Source organism: Reichenbachiella sp., assembly GCF_965233835.1.
GTDB lineage: Bacteria > Bacteroidota > Bacteroidia > Cytophagales > Cyclobacteriaceae > Reichenbachiella.
In genome coordinates this window covers 142,501-158,197 of the sequence record NZ_OZ247585.1, presented here as the reverse complement: position 1 = coordinate 158,197, position 15,697 = coordinate 142,501, and the positions used below count along the sequence as shown (strand labels likewise).

The following is a 15,697-nucleotide window of genomic DNA, read 5'->3' as shown; positions in this document are numbered from 1 at the left end:
GCAATTAATACAATATTGGCTTAGTAAATATCTATTAATATATATTTTTACCGCAAATCAGAAGCTATTTCCTTGGAACAAAAAAGAACCTTATCAAATCGGCTGACTACCAAATATTTGCTCATCGTAAGAAATGAGGAAAATTTTGCAGAGAAATCTACCTATAGTTTTACGTACTCCAAAATAATCTTGGTTTTGATGCTTTCCTTTTTTGCCTTTTTTGGGCTTAGCTTTTACTTGTCAACATCCTTGCTTGAGGCTTGGTTTGATCCCAGGTTCGCCGAGTTAAAAGCGACTAAAGAAGTAATGGAACTGGCGTCAAGGGTCGATTCGCTTCAACATGAAGTAAAAAAGAAAGATGATTTCATTGCGAACATACGGACCATTATGTCAGGCGAAGATTCTCAATATACAGATGTAGAAAATACAGGAAGTATTGAAAGCAGCGAAATTACTGAAATAGTTGAATCACAGGGTGTGAACGCAATTGATTCGCAGTTTCGGGAGGAGTTTGAGAAGGGAGGGCTGGAATTTCAGTTGACCGACAATAGGCTTTCCGAAGAATTAAAAGACTTTTTTCTATTCAAACCAGTGGACGGAATTGTATCAGAACATTTTGATCCACAAATAGATCATTTGGCCATTGATATAGTGGCTAAGCAAGATGAACCAGTTAAATCTGTGGCAGATGGCACAGTAATTTTTGCTTCCTGGACCCAGGATAGCGGATACGTTTTAGCGATCCAGCATAGGGGTAATTTGATCTCTATGTACAAGCACAATTCGGATTTGTTGAAAAACGTAGGTAATTTTGTCACCGCGGGAGAAGTGGTGTCTATCATTGGCAACACTGGAGAGCTCACTTCAGGCCCGCATTTGCATTTTGAACTGTGGTACAATGGTAATCCCATTAACCCAGAGGAATTGATTAGATTTTAAACAAACACCTGTACTAATGTTTAATAATAAGCAAGAAATAAAAGAAGTGGAAGAACTGAGCAACTCTAGTAACATCATTGGCAAGGGAACCCTTCTGAATGGTGACATTGAAACTTACGGCAATATTCGAATTGAAGGAAAGATCGTAGGGAATATGAAAACCAAGTCCAAAGCAGCTTGCGGGCATTCTTCTCACATTGAAGGCAACTTGATCGCGCAGAATGCAGAGATTGCTGGTCATGTGACTGGAAAAGTGGAAGTGTCTGAACTTTTAATCCTCAAACCGTCTGCTATTATCAATGGAGACATTATTACTAACAAGCTTATAGTGGAGTCAGGAGCAACCTTCAATGGAGGATGTAAAATGGGTGTGACTATCAAAGAAATTCAAATTGGAGAAACACCAGAAGGAAAATCAAAACTCCTCAAAGCCGAATAAAGAAGAGGAGCAGCCCTTTTCGTATCTTAAGTTTTCGGGAATAGCTTTTGAAATGCTTGCCTATGTTATCCTAGGCTATTGGATTGGAAGCGAATTAGATAAGTATTTTGAACTCAATTCGATTCTGACGCTTGTCGGAATTATGATGGGGATAGCAGGTGCACTTCTCAATTTATTTCGAAAATTGCCTAAAAATTAATTCATGAAAGAATTGTCTAAAATCTCTGTTTTTACAGGGATTTTAATTTTAATAAGCTACTGTCTTTTAGAGGTGTTCAAATTTTCTTTTGTGCACCCTGCTATCTATCAAATCTTAGGGTTTCTGTGGTTTCTGTACACAAGTATACATATCACCTATTTGTTAGTGGCTAAAAATCCGAATATTGAGAGTGCCATTTTGCCGCTTGTTGGTTTAGGTTTGAGATTTTTGGTGTCGCTTTTTACGGTGATGTTTTACCTGATTAAGTTCCCCGAAAACTCCGCTTTGTTTGTTATCAATTTTATGGTTGTCTATTTAATCTACGTAGTGTTTGAAATCACAGCCTTATTGTCTAACTTGCGACGAAATTCAAGTCAAGATCAAAATACATGATTAACGGTCGAATTATGACATCAATTAAGCAACTGAAAATCAGCATTTTACTAGCCGTTTTTGGTTTATTCGTATCACAAGCAAGTTTTGCGGGGGAAAAGACAGAAGGAGATAAATTTGATCCGAGTGCTTTGATCAATCACCATATAATGGATGCCCATGATTGGCATCTTTTTGATCTCAAAGATGAAGCTGGAGTAGAGCACCCGGTGAGTATTCCTTTGCCGGTCATATTATGGGATGGCGGTCTGCATGTATTCATGTCTTCAGCGTTTCATCATGGACAGGATGCGGTAGAGAGTAATGGCAACTATTACTTCAATGCGCACGAGCATATTTATAAGACAGATGCCAATGGTACTTTGGAATACGATGAGGCTGGTGTAATCACCAACGCTCATCCATTAGATCTTTCTATCACGAAGAATGTAGCGATGCTGCTTATTAATGCTACATTGATGATTTTGATATTTATGTCAGTGGCTAGAGGCTACAAGAAAAACGCGAAGCGTGCACCTAGAGGCGTACAGTCATTTTTCGAGCCTATCATTATATATGTAAGAGACGAAATCGTAAAGCCAAACGTAGGGCCCAAGTACGAAAGGTATTTGCCTTATTTATTGAGCTTGTTTTTCTTCATCTGGTTTGGAAACCTGTTAGGCCTATTGCCAGCGGCTGCTAACCTTACTGGAAATATCGCTGTATGTATGGCGCTAGCCGGTCTTACTTTGATCATTACATTGGTCTCTGGAAGAAAAACTTATTGGCTGCACATTTTGGACCCATTAGGAAACAGCATGCCTTGGTTGGCTAAGTTTCCATTGTATTTGATCTTGTGGCCAATTGAAATCCTTGGAATCTTTATTAAGCCTTTCTCATTGATGATTCGTTTGTTTGCGAACATCACAGCGGGGCACATTATTATATTGAGTATTATAAGTTTGACTTTTATCACACAGAGCTTAGCAGTAGGTGTTGCATCTACCGCATTTGCTACAGTGATGAATATGTTGGAGCTATTTGTAGCGCTACTTCAGGCTTATGTATTTACTCTACTGACTTCGATGTATTTCGGTCAGGCAGTAGAAGAACATCATTAAGAAAATTATTTTTTTTAACCATATAAATTAACTGTAATGGGAGCAATAGGAGCAGGATTAGCAGTACTAGGAGCAGGTCTTGGTATCGGAATGATCGGTAAAGGAGCAACTGAAAGTATCGCTAGACAACCTGAAGCAGCTGGTAAAGTTCAAACAGCAATGATTATCGCAGCAGCCTTGATTGAAGGTGTTGCCTTGTTTGCTGCAGTAATTGGCTTTATGTCTGTAAACGCAGGAAATTAATTTTTCTGACTTGGCTCTGTTTGCATTAGGCATCAGGGCCAGGTCTTATTTCAATTAAAAAAATATAATGGAATTAGTTACCCCCGGTATTGGACTTATCATTTGGCAGACCGTCGTATTCTTAGCGGTATTCGGCATATTGGCTGCATTTGTTTGGAGACCTATCACAGATGCGTTGAGAACAAGAGAGTCATTTATTCAAGACTCATTGGACGCGGCAGAAAATGCCAAAAAGAAAATTGAAGAGCTTAAGCAAGACAATGAGTATTTGCTCGAAGAAGCTCGCATAGAAAGAGACAAAATGATCAAGGATGCGACCGAGATTGCTAACAAAATCAAGGAAGACGCTAAAGAAGATACATCTAAGATCACAGCCAAAATGATAGAAGATGCTAAGTCAGTAATCAACACTGAGAAGAACGCAGCCCTAGCTGACGTGAAAAACTTGGTAGCTGAGTTGTCATTGGATATTGCTGAAAAAGTCTTGAAAGGTAGCTTGGCCGACAAAAAGGCTCAGGAGACTTTGGTGAAGGAATTGGTCAAAGACATAAAAGTAAACTAAGATGTCAGAATTTAGGATAGCATCGAGATACGCAAAATCTCTTCTTGAGCTGGCTGAAGAAAAAAAGTGTCTAGACAAGGTAGTAGCAGATATGGAGCAATTCACAGAAGTCTGCAAAAGCAACCATGACTTGGTTTTATTATTGAAAAACCCAGTCATTAGCCACTACAAGAAGCTAGCTATCCTTAAGGAAATTTTCAAAGGCAAAGTCAATGATTTGACGATGTCAATTTTTGAAATCCTTGCCAAGAAGAATAGAGAAATGTATTTGCCAGAAGTGGCTGAGGCTTTTAAAGCGCAGTACCATTCCTTCAAAGGCATTGTGGAAAGCACCATAACTACGGTTCATCCTATCTCTGATGCAGTAAGAAAAGAAATCAGTGCCATCGTGAAAAAGATCACAAATAGCGATGTGGTACTTACCGAAAAAACCAATCCTGATTTGATTGGAGGTTTCGTTTTAAAAATTGGTGATAAACAAATAGATGATAGCGTTAGCGGTAAGTTGAAGGAATTGAGACTTCAGTTTGTGGACAAAGCGTATCAAAGTAAAATGTAATCACCAGGCGGTGATTTGTCAATAAGAAATAATAAGATCTAAAATTAACTACAGTAATGGCAGATGTAAGACCAGATGAAGTTTCATCGATATTGAGAGAACAACTCTCAAACTTCAGAACAGAGGCTGAATTAGAGGAAATAGGTACAGTACTACAAGTAGGTGATGGTGTAGCCAGAATCTACGGTTTGACTGAAGCACAGTCAGGTGAGCTTTTGGAGTTCGAAAATGGCTTGAAAGCTATGGTTTTGAACTTGGAAGAAGACAACGTAGGAGCTGTATTACTAGGTGAATCTTCTGACGTAAAAGAAGGTGATACCGTAAAAAGAACCAAGCAAATTGCTTCGATCAAGGCTGGTGACGGCTTGTGTGGTAGAGTAATCGACACCTTGGGTAATCCTATCGATGGTAAAGGTGCTATTTCTGGCGACCTTTACGAAATGCCATTGGAGCGTAAAGCACCTGGTGTAATCTACAGACAGCCAGTGGATGAGCCATTACAAACTGGTATTACTTCTATCGATTCTATGATTCCGATTGGAAGAGGCCAAAGAGAGTTGATCATTGGTGACCGTCAGACAGGTAAGACTGCTGTGGCGATCGATACGATTATCAACCAAAAAGAATTTTATGACAAGGGAGAGCCTGTATTTTGTATCTACGTCGCTGTAGGTCAAAAGGCGTCTACTGTTGCTGGCATCTACGCTGCTTTGGACAAAGCGGGTGCGATGGATTACACAGTTATCGTTTCGGCTTCAGCTTCTGATCCTGCACCGATGCAGTTCTTTGCTCCATTTACGGGTGCAGCTGTGGGTGAGTATTTCAGAGATACTGGTCGTCCTGCATTGGTTGTTTATGATGATTTGTCTAAGCAAGCTGTAGCTTACCGTGAAGTTTCTCTACTATTGAGAAGACCTCCAGGACGTGAGGCATATCCAGGTGATGTATTCTATCTTCACTCAAGATTATTGGAGAGAGCGGCTAAGGTCAACGAAAATGACGATATCGCAAAAGACATGAATGACTTACCTGAGTCATTGAAAGATAAAGTAAAAGGTGGTGGGTCTTTGACGGCACTTCCAATTATCGAAACACAAGCGGGTGACGTTTCTGCTTATATCCCGACGAACGTAATCTCGATTACAGACGGTCAGATCTTCTTGGAAACGAACTTATTCAACTCTGGTATCAGACCGGCGATTAACGTAGGTATCTCGGTATCTAGGGTAGGTGGATCTGCTCAGATCAAGTCGATGAAGAAAGTAGCTGGTACTTTGAAACTAGATCAGGCACAGTTTAGAGAGCTTGAAGCTTTCGCTAAATTTGGATCAGATTTGGATAACGCCACTCGATTGGTAATTTCCAGAGGTCAGAAAAACCAGGAAATCTTGAAGCAAGCACAGTATTCTCCGATCCCAGTAGGTGAGCAGGTGGCTACGATTTATGCTTCTACAAAAGGATTTATGGATAATGTGCCTGTAGAAAAAGCAAGAGCTTACCAAACAGAATTTGTTACCGTAATGAAAACTCAGCACGCCGACATCTTGTCTGCACTAGCTGCTGGTAAGTTTGATGAAGGTACTACAAGTAAATTGGGCGAAGTAGCGAAAGAAGTAGCTACAAGATTTGAAAACTAATAAGCTGCAATGGCTAATTTAAAAGAAGTAAAAAACAGAATATCTTCTGTAACCTCGACTCAGCAGATCACCAGTGCCATGAAAATGGTAGCGGCGGCCAAGCTGAAAAGAGCACAGGATAAGATCACTCAAATGAGACCTTATTCGCAAAAGCTTACGGGCTTGTTGCAAAATGTGTCGGCAGGGATGGAAGATAGTTCTGATAATATCTACGGTCAAGATCGTGAAGTAAACAACGTACTTTTAGTTGTGATATCTTCTGACAGAGGGCTTTGTGGTGCGTTCAACAACAACGTGTTCAAAGCAGCTGTCAATTTGATCAATGAGAAATACTCTTACGAACAGAAACATGATGGCGTTTATATTTTGCCATTAGGCAAAAAGTCATTTGAGTTTTTCTCTAAGAGAAACTACAATGTGGTTGATGACTATTACGGTATTTTCGGTGATCTTTCTTTTGATCAGGCGAAGGTGGCTGCCGAGTACGTGATGAAGTCTTTTGTAGATGGAGGCTACGACAAAGTAGAGTTGATTTACAATGAGTTCAAAAACGTGGCCACTCAAATTCTTCAAGTAGAGCAATTCTTGCCTGTAGAGCAAGTAGAGGCCTCAGAAGAAGAAACTGAGTCAAGCTTCACCAATCAGGAGTACATTTATCAACCGTCCATGCAATATGTGGTTGAGGAATTGATTCCTAAGTCATTGAAGGTGCAGTTCTACAAGGCAATTTTAGAATCGAATGCTTCTGAGCATGGTGCTAGAATGACTGCGATGGATCAGGCTACTGACAATGCAGGTGAAATGTTGAAAGCATTGAAATTGACTTACAACAGAACGCGTCAGGCCGCTATTACTAAGGAAATACTTGAAATCGTAGGTGGTGCAGAAGCATTGGCTAGCGACGGATAAGCCATATTAAAAAGTACAAAGGAAAGGCTGAGCTTATTTAAGTTCAGCCTTTTTTGTTTTAGATTGTATGATGAGCCTTTTGAAGTCCTTTTTATCAATAATGCGCTGGCTGTCTCTAGATGTAGTAATGGGCGGGGTCATTTTTACTCTGGCGATTGGGTATGTGGCCAAAGTTGATTTGCATTGGAGTATTCCAGCTGCATTGGGTTGTTGCATTTGGTTAATTTATACTTTGGATCATTTGATCGACGGGAATAGTCAAGACCGAGTTCCAACTATGGAACGGCATGCCTTCCATAAAAATTACCGAAAGCCCATTTTTATCGTGTTTGTCTTGGTGGCGTGTTTTGGCCTGCGTGTGTTGTTTTTTTTGCCTTATGAAACACTGATATATGGTTGTGTCTTACTAGGACTGGTAGGACTCTATTTTCTATCCATTTGGCTATTTAAAATCTATTTTGCAAAGGAAATTTTCATCGCTGTGCTTTATGCTTGTGGAATTTTTCTTGGGACTTTTTCACTCAGTCAAAACATGGATTTGGTGATTCTCCTATTTTTTATTCAAACAGTATTTATGGCATCTATCAATTTGCTTCTGTTTTCATTTTATGAAGTTGCACAGGATACACAAGATGGACATCAATCCTGGGCCACGCATTTTGGAGTGGTCAAAACTTTGAACCATCTTCTTGTTTTGCTTGTGTTATTGGGTTTGTCCATTGGAACTTCCTTTTTTGTGGGTCTATCATCAGGTGAGTTTATACTTCAAGTGGTCTTCACTAGTATGTCATTGATTTTAGCTGCAATATATTTTGCCCCGCAGTGGTTCAAACTTCACGAACGTTTCAGATGGGTGGGTGATTTGATTTTTCTACTGCCAGGGTTGATCTTTTTGTTTTGAATCACTACGATCACATCGCATGGATTTATGATTCTCTTGCTAAATGGGTATTCCGGGGAAATGTTCTTAAATCACAATGTCACTTCCTTTCTCATCTGAATGCCAACGAACGTATAATTATAATTGGTGGTGGCTCTGGTGAAATACTTAAGTCAATAGACCAGTTAAATATTCCTCTTACTGTAGATTTTATCGAACCCTCTATGCAAATGATCGAAAAAGCAAGGAAATGGACTCCAGAATCATCAAATTTGAGCGTGAATTTTCATCAGAGAAAATTTGAATCTTTTAAATCCCTAAAAGAATATGATTGGATATGCTGCTTTTTCTTTCTGGATTTGTTCGAAAAGAAGTCATTGCAAATACACATAGACCGTATTAAGAAACTGATGAATGTACAATCAAAATTGCTAGTCTCAGATTTTGAAATCGGCAAAGACTCAGGCTGGAAAAGAGTGTTATCCTTAATCATGCATAAATTTTTCAAGGTCACCACCAGACTCGAAAGTAACGGATTGAAAGATATCAATGGAGCAGTCATCAACTCAGGGTTTCACAAAACAGAAGAAGCACATTTCTTTTCTCGATTTATTTTTAGTGCGATATATCAAAAAGAAGTCTTGTAATTGGAAACCCTTCTAAAATTGAGATGTCTATAGAGTATTCAAATGCAGAAGTGAAAAACATTCAGTACGACATACACAACAAACTTATTCTTCAGTGCAAAGCGGGCGATCGCGTGGCACAGAATGAATTGTACAAACTGTATGCTGGAGCGATGTTCAATATTTGCAGACGAATGGTGAATGATGAGGATGAAGCTCGTGATTTATTGCAGGATGCGTTTGTTGAGGCTTTTATGAAAATGCATAGCCTCAAAGAATTGAGCACGTTTAGTGCTTGGATGAAAAGAATCACGGTTAACAAGTGCATCAATGCCATCAAGAAGAAGCGGATATTTGCAATTTCGATTGACGAGAATGTAGATCCCGCAGATGAAGATGAATCGATCGATCGAGATATCATTGGTCATGAGGCACAATCGATTATGAAAGCATTAGAGCAAATTTCCGACGGTTGTCGTACGGTATTCAATTTGTATTTATTTGAAGGGTACGATCATAAGGAGATTAGTCAAATTATGGGCATTTCAGAATCGGCGTCGAAATCTCAATATAGCAAGGCAAAGAAAAAAATTCGAGACTTGCTGAAAACCAAAAAATTCCACGGCTATGGAAACAAATGACTTAAAGAACTTTATAGATGTGAATCGCGAATCTTTTGAGATTTACGATTATCCTCAAGACGACTGGCAGACCATCTCTGAGAAGCTGGATGTTGTGGAGAAGAAAGCTAAAAGTGTGGTAATTCCACTGAAATATGTTTGGAGAGCTGCGGCTGTTTTTCTCATTATGATCGGAGCAGTTTTCTACATGAGTTGGGTCAATTGGAAGAGTCAATCACAGGAGATTATGATGAGTGCTGAGCTGCAAGAGGCAGAATATTATTATGGAGAGCTGATTGCAACTAAAGTGGCTCATATTCAGCAATTGGATCAAAATGCGGAACAGGAAGTATTTCGAAACATGGAGGCGTTGGATCAAGCATTCAATGAATTGAAGTCAGATTTAAAGGACAACGCAGATAATGAGGAAGTCATTCACGCCATGATAGATAATTACAAAATTAAACTGCAGATTTTAGAACAAATCATTACCCAATTGGAGGAACGAAAGGAGCTATGAAGCAGCCAGAGACATATCGTATGTGGAGAAAGGTTCTCCTGATTTTGATAGGATTGATGGTGGCTGCCTATGTTACTCAGGCTCAGTCAAGGTCTTTGGTGAAAAATATTTCTCAATCATTTAAAGTTGATGATAAGTCTACCGTGGATTTGACCAACAAATATGGGCAGGTGATCTTACAAACTTGGGAAAAGGATTCAGTGGTTGTAAGTGTAAAAATCACAGCTTACGGTAAAAATGATGAGGCATTGTCCAAGAATATGGAACGGGTGGATGTTGACTTTACCAATTTTGGAGATGTGTTGACGATCGAAACAATTTTGGACCGTAATTCAAGTGTGTTTAAGGAGGTGATCAACAGTCTAGGTGATTACTCAAAGACCTTGATTAGTAAAAATAAAATTAGCATTGATTATGAATTGACCATCCCTCAAAATGCTTCTTTGAAACTAGACAATAAATATGGTGACGTGTATTTGGAAAGTTTAAACCAAGAATCAAACATTAGTGTGGCTCATGGAGATTTTAAAGTAGACGAATTGATAGGCACTAGCAAATTGAATCTGAGTTTTTGTAAAGCAAGAATTAAGAGATTGGGTAAAGCCTTTGTAGAGTTGAAAGGCGCAGAGCTGGATTTGAGGGAAGGAGGAGATATCGTGCTTACTAGTAGCTCTTCTACTTTTGACGTCAATTCGGTCCAAAGTTTGAAATTGGATTCAAGAAATGATAAAATCCACTTGGAAAAGGCAACGGCAGTAAGAGGCTATTCCAGTTTTTCTAATATACTCATAGACAGTATGCTGGACAGAATAGACATGGAGTTAAACTATGGAGATTTATTAGTGCATAGCATCAATAGCAACTTTAATCTGGTCAATTTGAAAAGCAAGACAGCGGACGTCAACATAAGTTTTGATATGGGCTCCTACTTCTCTGCCACGCTCACTGGCCGAGAAGATCGCATGTTTTTGACCTCAAATTTTATGGGAATGAATAAAACTAGAAGTACCGATAACGACAAAGTCATTACCCTGACTGGGGTGGTGGGTATGATAAAATCAAAACAAAGCCAAGTAACTATAGCAGGAGAATCAGGTGAAGTGACTGTTTACCTGGAAGAAACCGGCGGCATTACTAATAAGAACTAATCAAGGTCTATCTCAATGAAACAATTGTGTTTAATGAAAATAGTGTGTTTGTACATACTACTAATCTTTAGTTTCTGGCAATCCCAAGCGCAGCAATACGATCGATCTGCGGGTATTAGGTTGGGAGGAAGTTCGGGACTAACCTTCAAAAAATTCATAGTTGATGAGCAATCGATTGAAGCGATTATTAGCAATCGCAGAAACGGTATTCAACTGACTGTTCTACACTTGATACACCAACCCATGCATGTTTCTTTCAATGAAAATTTTTACTTCTACTATGGAGTGGGAGGACACATTGGTTCAGAAAAGCATGATGGTATCGATAAGGTGCTGTCGAATGCGGACCCTACTGAATTTGAATACAAAGAAAAGAACTATCTGACTATGGGAATTGACGGAATGATCGGTATTGAGTATCGCATGCTGAGCGTCCCCATTACACTGAGTTTAGATCTAAAGCCTTATCTCAATTATATAGATATGAGAAAAGTGAAAGCCGACTTTTGGGATGCCTCCATTGCTATCAAGTATGTATTTTAATTTCCTCCATATGAATCAAGTAAAACTTCTTCTTGTAATAATTGGTTGCCTTCTAACTTTTTTCAGTTCTGCGCAACAGTATACGGATAAGAAAAGAAACAATGAAGTGAAATCTATTATTGGAAGAGATAAGGAAATCACAGGGTTTGGAAATATAGATTTTAGGGTGGGTGAAGTAGTGGATCAACAAGCTCTGACCGTTGGCGCTTATGGAGGTGTATTAATCAACAAATACTTCATGCTTGGTGTGGCAGGGTATGGTCTTACCACAGAATCACAGTTTGAAGGATTCAATCCGGAAACATCTGCCGCAAGAGAATTGAATCTTTACGGTGGATATGCCGGTATGCTGATGGGCTTTAAAGTGGCCTCAAGAGAGATTATTCACTTAAGTGTGCCAATGATTATAGGCGCAGGTCAATTCGATGTTTCGGACGATAATTATTTTGATTTGGCAAATGGCGATAATGACTTCGTATTAGAGTCTTCGTCGTTTTTTGTTTTTGAACCGTCTGCTTTAATTGAGCTTAATATTTCACATCATTTTAGATTAGGCTTTGGCGCAGGCTATAGATTGATCAAAGGGTCATCCCTAGAGAATTTAGATGATGAAGATTTGTCTGGGTTTTCAGGTGTGGTTTCAATTCAGCTAGGAAAGTTTTAATCTAGCATAGCAAGAATATCATCAAGGTATTCGCGGTTGTTGGCCAATCTTGGGACTTTGTTTTGTCCACCAAGTTTTCCTCTTCGCTTCATCCATTCATAAAATGTACCAGGTTTGGCTGAATGAAGTATTGGCATTTTGAGTGCAATGTCCTTGTAGCGCTTGGCATCATAATCAGAATTTACTTCACGGAGTTTTTCATCCAATATACTGGTAAAACGCTCAATACTGTCTGGGCATTTTTGAAATTCAATGATCCACTCATGACCACCACTGGTTTTATCAGTGAAATGAATAGGAGCAGCAGTGAAATTTTCAATTACAGATCCGGTCATTTGGCATGCGTGGGTTATAGCACTTTCAGCATTTTCAACAACTAGTTCCTCTCCAAAAGCATTGATGAAGTGCTTGGTGCGCCCAGCTATTTTTATCCTGTAGGGATCGGTCGAGGTGAATTTGATAGTATCGCCAATACTATATCTCCATAGCCCGGCATTAGTTGAGATGACCATGGCATAGATTTCACCAATCTTTACTTCGCTCAAGCCGATAGTTTTTGGGTGTTCTTTTTGAATTTCATCATAAGGGATGAATTCATAAAAGATTCCATAGTCTAGCATTAGCAGCAATTCATCAGAATCTGATCGATCCTGAATACCGAAAAATCCTTCGGAAGCCGTATAAGTCTCCACATAATTCATCTGATCCGTTGGAATCAACTCTTTGAATAACGAGCGATACGGGCCAAAAGCTACCGCACCGTGAAAAAACACCTCAAGATTGGGCCATACGTCTAAGATGTTGTCGGTTCCTTTCATTTCTTTGATTCGTTGTATCAAAGGAATCGTCCAGGTAGGCACACCAGATATGTTGGTTACATTTTCATTGGCCGTGGATTCAGCCATCTTTTCTATTTTTTCCTCCCACTTATCCATCAGTGCCACATCCAACGATGGGGTTCGAATGAACTGAGCCCAGATAGGCAAGTTCTGCATGATCACTGCAGATACATCACCATAGTGAGAGTCGTGGTTGGGGTCAAATTCGTTGAGCTGGTGACTGCCTCCTATGGCCAAGCCTTTGCCAGTAAACATATGAGTGTTTGGATTGTTATTGACATAGATGGAAATCAAGTCCTTTCCTCCTTTGAAATGGCAATCTTCTAAAGCTTCAGGGGAAACCGGTATAAACTTGCTTCGAGCATTGGTGGTGCCAGACGATTTGGCGAACCATTTGATGTCAGAAGACCAAAGCAATTTTTGCTCCCCTTTCATCCTTCGTTCTATATAAGGGTACAAAGCCTCATAAGCCTGTACAGGCACGATTTCTTTGTATTGTTCATAAGTCTTTATGTTCTTGAAATCATACTTTTTACCGAATTCAGTATCCTTCGCAGTATGCAACAGACGAGTTAAAACTTCCTTTTGAACTTCGTGAGGGTACTTCATGAAAAGCTCCATCTGGTGGATGCGTTTTCTCATGACCCATGTCAGGATGGAATTAAAAAGAGGCACGCTAAACTAGATTTTTCTTTTCAATTCAAAATGTCTTCCAAGATATACGCGGCGCACTTGCTCATCTGCGGCTAGTTCTTCAGCAGTTCCAGACTTCAGCAACTGACCTTCAAACATCAGATAGGCACGGTCAGTAATGGAGAGCGTTTCCTGTACATTGTGATCTGTAATCAGAATGCCAATATTTTTGTTTTTTAATTGAGCGACTACAGTCTGTATTTCTTCCACTGCGATGGGATCAACTCCTGCGAATGGTTCGTCCAATAGCACGAAATTTGGATCGATCGCTAATGCTCTGGCTATTTCGGTTCTTCTTCGTTCTCCACCTGATAGAGCAATGCCGAAATTGTTTCGGACATGAGTCAAACTGAACTCCTCCATCAGGGCCTCAGCTTTTTCTTTCTGTTCCTTTTTGGTGAAATTTTTCATTTCAAGAACAGCCAGAATATTTTCTTCTACTGTCAGTTTTCTGAAAACCGAGGCTTCCTGTGCCAGATAACCAATACCAAGTTTTGACCTTTTGTACATAGGCAGGTCAGTAATGTCCTGATCATCCAAATAGATATGACCACTATTTGGTTTAATCAATCCTACTGTCATATAGAAGCTTGTGGTTTTACCAGCACCGTTGGGTCCAAGAAGACCTACGATTTCTCCTTGATCTACCTTTACGGATATGCCTTTTACGACCGTTCTGCTTTTATATTTCTTAACTAAATTTTCTGCCCTCAGTTGCATATGATGTACGTACTCTTGCGTTCAGCAATTTTAATGATAATAATTCAATTTAATCAGTCTCATACTCTTATATCCTTCAGCATCAGCTGCAATGTGGTCTGTCCCATATAGTGATTTTCCTCTATGGTATACACGATATCAAAAGGAGTGTCTAGCTTGTTATGAAAATGACCTAACCCAAACCCTATGACATCAAAATTGTTAGTGGTGCCAGCTTGAGATATGAATAGCTTGAGATGCTTCTCTTTCAATACTCGTGCCTCTTTTTTCAAAAAGACGTTTCGGCTGCAAAAAACTGGCTGCATATTTTGAGGACCAAAGGGCCCCATCTGTTTCAAGATACCAAACATTTTAAAATCAATGTCCTCCAAATCGATTTCCAAATCTATATCTATGATAGGCGTCTTTTGATTCTCTTCAATAAGAGAAGAGACAGAAATTTCAAAAGCATTTTTGAAATTGTCCAACTGATCTGGCTCCATAGTGAGGCCGGCTGCATATTTATGGCCACCGAATTGAATCAAGTGTTCACTGCAATTTTCCAGGGCGCTGTATATATCAAAACCATTGACAGATCTCGCTGACCCAGTAATCTTCCCATTCGATTCTGTCATGATAATAGTAGGCTTATAGTAATGTTCGATACATCTAGAAGCTACAATGCCAATTACACCTTTGTGCCAATCCTTCTTATATAAAACAGTTGTGTTTTTTTCTGCTTGACCATCCGATTGAATCATGTCCAAAGCGGTGGCTGTTATACTTTCATCATAGTTTCTTCTTTCCTGATTTTCCAGATTGAGTTTTTCAGCAAAGACATAAGCATCTTCTTTTACTTCCTGAGTCAACAGGTCAAGTGCGGTTTTAGCATGGCCGATTCTTCCCGCTGCATTTATCCTTGGGCCAATTCCAAACACCACATCAGAAATACTTAATGGAGTTCGCATGGCCGCTTTGTCTATTAAGGCTGCAAATCCTGGGAGTGGAGAATTATTTAACTTCTTTAATCCGAACCAGGCGAGCAACCTATTCTCTCCGGTTATTGGAACAATGTCAGAAGCGATGCTAACTGCCACCAGGTCTAGCAAGTCCAATAACTTATGATTTTCAATTCCATTTTGGATGGAGAACGCTTCCAATAGTTTATATCCAATACCGCATCCTGACAGTTCATCATAGGGATAGGTACAGTCAGATTGCTTAGGATCTAAAATGGCCACCGCAGCAGGCAGCTCTTCGCCGGGCAGGTGATGATCACAGACCATCACATCTATCGCATGGTCTTTGGCTATTTGAATGTTTTCTGTTGCACGAATCCCGCAGTCCAGTGTAATGAGCAAATTGATATCGTGATCGATGGCCCATTGTACTCCCTTTCGGGAAACCCCATATCCCTCCGTGTATCTGTCGGGTATATAGGTGAAGATATTGGGAGACAATTCTTTTAAGAAATTATAAGCCAAG

General features: G+C 39.6%; 19 protein-coding genes (1 of these 19 cut by a window edge). 16 read left to right on the top strand and 3 right to left on the bottom strand.

What is annotated here, in order from left to right; genetic code table 11:
* Positions 1-72 precede the first annotated feature (72 nt).
* The 16 genes from ACO6S2_RS00690 (at position 73) to ACO6S2_RS00615 (ending at position 11,981) form a co-directional block, all read left to right on the top strand.
* The gene (locus ACO6S2_RS00690) at positions 73-939 is read left to right on the top strand and encodes a M23 family metallopeptidase (RefSeq protein ID WP_422360590.1); all 867 of its coding nucleotides are present in this window, start codon (positions 73-75) and stop codon (positions 937-939) included.
* Positions 940-955: 16 nt separating this feature from the next.
* Positions 956-1,378 (top strand): bactofilin family protein, encoded by a 423-nt coding sequence (locus tag ACO6S2_RS00685; RefSeq protein WP_422360589.1) that lies wholly within the window; start codon positions 956-958, stop codon positions 1,376-1,378.
* Positions 1,332-1,577, top strand: coding sequence for an AtpZ/AtpI family protein (locus ACO6S2_RS00680; RefSeq protein ID WP_422360588.1), 246 nt, complete (start codon positions 1,332-1,334; stop codon positions 1,575-1,577). Before ACO6S2_RS00685 ends, ACO6S2_RS00680 begins: the two co-directional genes overlap by 47 nt.
* Positions 1,578-1,984: 407 nt before the next feature.
* Positions 1,985-3,070 carry a F0F1 ATP synthase subunit A gene (gene atpB, locus ACO6S2_RS00675; RefSeq protein WP_422360587.1) on the top strand — a complete coding sequence of 362 codons (1,086 nt, stop codon included), beginning with the start codon at positions 1,985-1,987 and terminating at the stop codon, positions 3,068-3,070.
* A gap of 36 nt (positions 3,071-3,106) precedes the next feature.
* Positions 3,107-3,313, top strand: a complete 207-nt coding sequence (gene atpE, locus ACO6S2_RS00670) for an ATP synthase F0 subunit C (protein ID WP_084373165.1) — start codon at positions 3,107-3,109, stop codon at positions 3,311-3,313.
* A 67-nt stretch (positions 3,314-3,380) separates the two neighbouring features.
* Positions 3,381-3,875 carry a F0F1 ATP synthase subunit B gene (gene atpF / locus ACO6S2_RS00665; protein ID WP_422360586.1) on the top strand — a complete coding sequence of 165 codons (495 nt, stop codon included), beginning with the start codon at positions 3,381-3,383 and terminating at the stop codon, positions 3,873-3,875.
* A 1-nt stretch (position 3,876) separates the two neighbouring features.
* The gene (atpH, locus tag ACO6S2_RS00660) at positions 3,877-4,434 is read left to right on the top strand and encodes an ATP synthase F1 subunit delta (RefSeq protein WP_422360585.1); all 558 of its coding nucleotides are present in this window, start codon (positions 3,877-3,879) and stop codon (positions 4,432-4,434) included.
* 56 nt (positions 4,435-4,490) lie between these two features.
* On the top strand, positions 4,491-6,071 hold the full coding sequence (gene atpA / locus ACO6S2_RS00655; protein WP_422360584.1) for a F0F1 ATP synthase subunit alpha: 1,581 nt from the start codon (positions 4,491-4,493) through the stop codon (positions 6,069-6,071).
* 9 nt (positions 6,072-6,080) lie between these two features.
* The gene (gene atpG / locus ACO6S2_RS00650; RefSeq protein ID WP_422360583.1) at positions 6,081-6,980 is read left to right on the top strand and encodes an ATP synthase F1 subunit gamma; all 900 of its coding nucleotides are present in this window, start codon (positions 6,081-6,083) and stop codon (positions 6,978-6,980) included.
* A 100-nt stretch (positions 6,981-7,080) separates the two neighbouring features.
* Positions 7,081-7,881: a hypothetical protein gene (locus ACO6S2_RS00645; protein ID WP_422360582.1), complete on the top strand. Its 801-nt coding sequence runs from the start codon at positions 7,081-7,083 to the stop codon at positions 7,879-7,881.
* The gene (locus ACO6S2_RS00640; RefSeq protein ID WP_422360581.1) at positions 7,878-8,507 is read left to right on the top strand and encodes a methyltransferase; all 630 of its coding nucleotides are present in this window, start codon (positions 7,878-7,880) and stop codon (positions 8,505-8,507) included. The genes ACO6S2_RS00645 and ACO6S2_RS00640 overlap by 4 nt, the downstream gene beginning before the upstream one ends.
* Before the next feature lie 23 nt (positions 8,508-8,530).
* Complete coding sequence (locus tag ACO6S2_RS00635; protein ID WP_422360580.1) at positions 8,531-9,127, top strand: RNA polymerase sigma factor; 597 nt, start codon at positions 8,531-8,533, stop codon at positions 9,125-9,127.
* Entirely contained in the window at positions 9,114-9,626 is a 513-nt protein-coding gene (locus ACO6S2_RS00630) for a hypothetical protein (RefSeq protein WP_422360579.1), read from the top strand. Before ACO6S2_RS00635 ends, ACO6S2_RS00630 begins: the two co-directional genes overlap by 14 nt.
* Positions 9,623-10,774: a hypothetical protein gene (locus tag ACO6S2_RS00625; RefSeq protein ID WP_422360578.1), complete on the top strand. Its 1,152-nt coding sequence runs from the start codon at positions 9,623-9,625 to the stop codon at positions 10,772-10,774. The genes ACO6S2_RS00630 and ACO6S2_RS00625 overlap by 4 nt, the downstream gene beginning before the upstream one ends.
* A 48-nt stretch (positions 10,775-10,822) precedes the next feature.
* Positions 10,823-11,317: a hypothetical protein gene (locus ACO6S2_RS00620; RefSeq protein ID WP_422360577.1), complete on the top strand. Its 495-nt coding sequence runs from the start codon at positions 10,823-10,825 to the stop codon at positions 11,315-11,317.
* A gap of 10 nt (positions 11,318-11,327) precedes the next feature.
* The gene (locus ACO6S2_RS00615; protein ID WP_422360576.1) at positions 11,328-11,981 is read left to right on the top strand and encodes a hypothetical protein; all 654 of its coding nucleotides are present in this window, start codon (positions 11,328-11,330) and stop codon (positions 11,979-11,981) included.
* On the opposite strand, the gene ACO6S2_RS00610 is transcribed toward ACO6S2_RS00615, so the two are convergent.
* The 3 genes in view from ACO6S2_RS00610 to recJ are tightly spaced (at most 59 nt apart) and all read right to left on the bottom strand, a layout consistent with a single transcriptional unit that may run on beyond the window.
* Positions 11,978-13,462, bottom strand: coding sequence for a GH3 auxin-responsive promoter family protein (locus tag ACO6S2_RS00610; RefSeq protein WP_422360575.1), 1,485 nt, complete (start codon positions 13,460-13,462; stop codon positions 11,978-11,980). The genes ACO6S2_RS00615 and ACO6S2_RS00610 overlap by 4 nt on opposite strands.
* 39 nt (positions 13,463-13,501) lie before the next feature.
* Complete coding sequence (gene lptB, locus ACO6S2_RS00605; RefSeq protein ID WP_422360574.1) at positions 13,502-14,233, bottom strand: LPS export ABC transporter ATP-binding protein; 732 nt, start codon at positions 14,231-14,233, stop codon at positions 13,502-13,504.
* Positions 14,234-14,292: 59 nt separating this feature from the next.
* Positions 14,293-15,697 carry the 3' portion of a single-stranded-DNA-specific exonuclease RecJ gene (gene recJ / locus ACO6S2_RS00600; protein WP_422360573.1) on the bottom strand. The gene runs 284 nt beyond the window's last position, so 1,405 of the gene's 1,689 nt are visible here — the last part of the coding sequence; its start codon lies off the right edge, out of view; its stop codon occupies positions 14,293-14,295.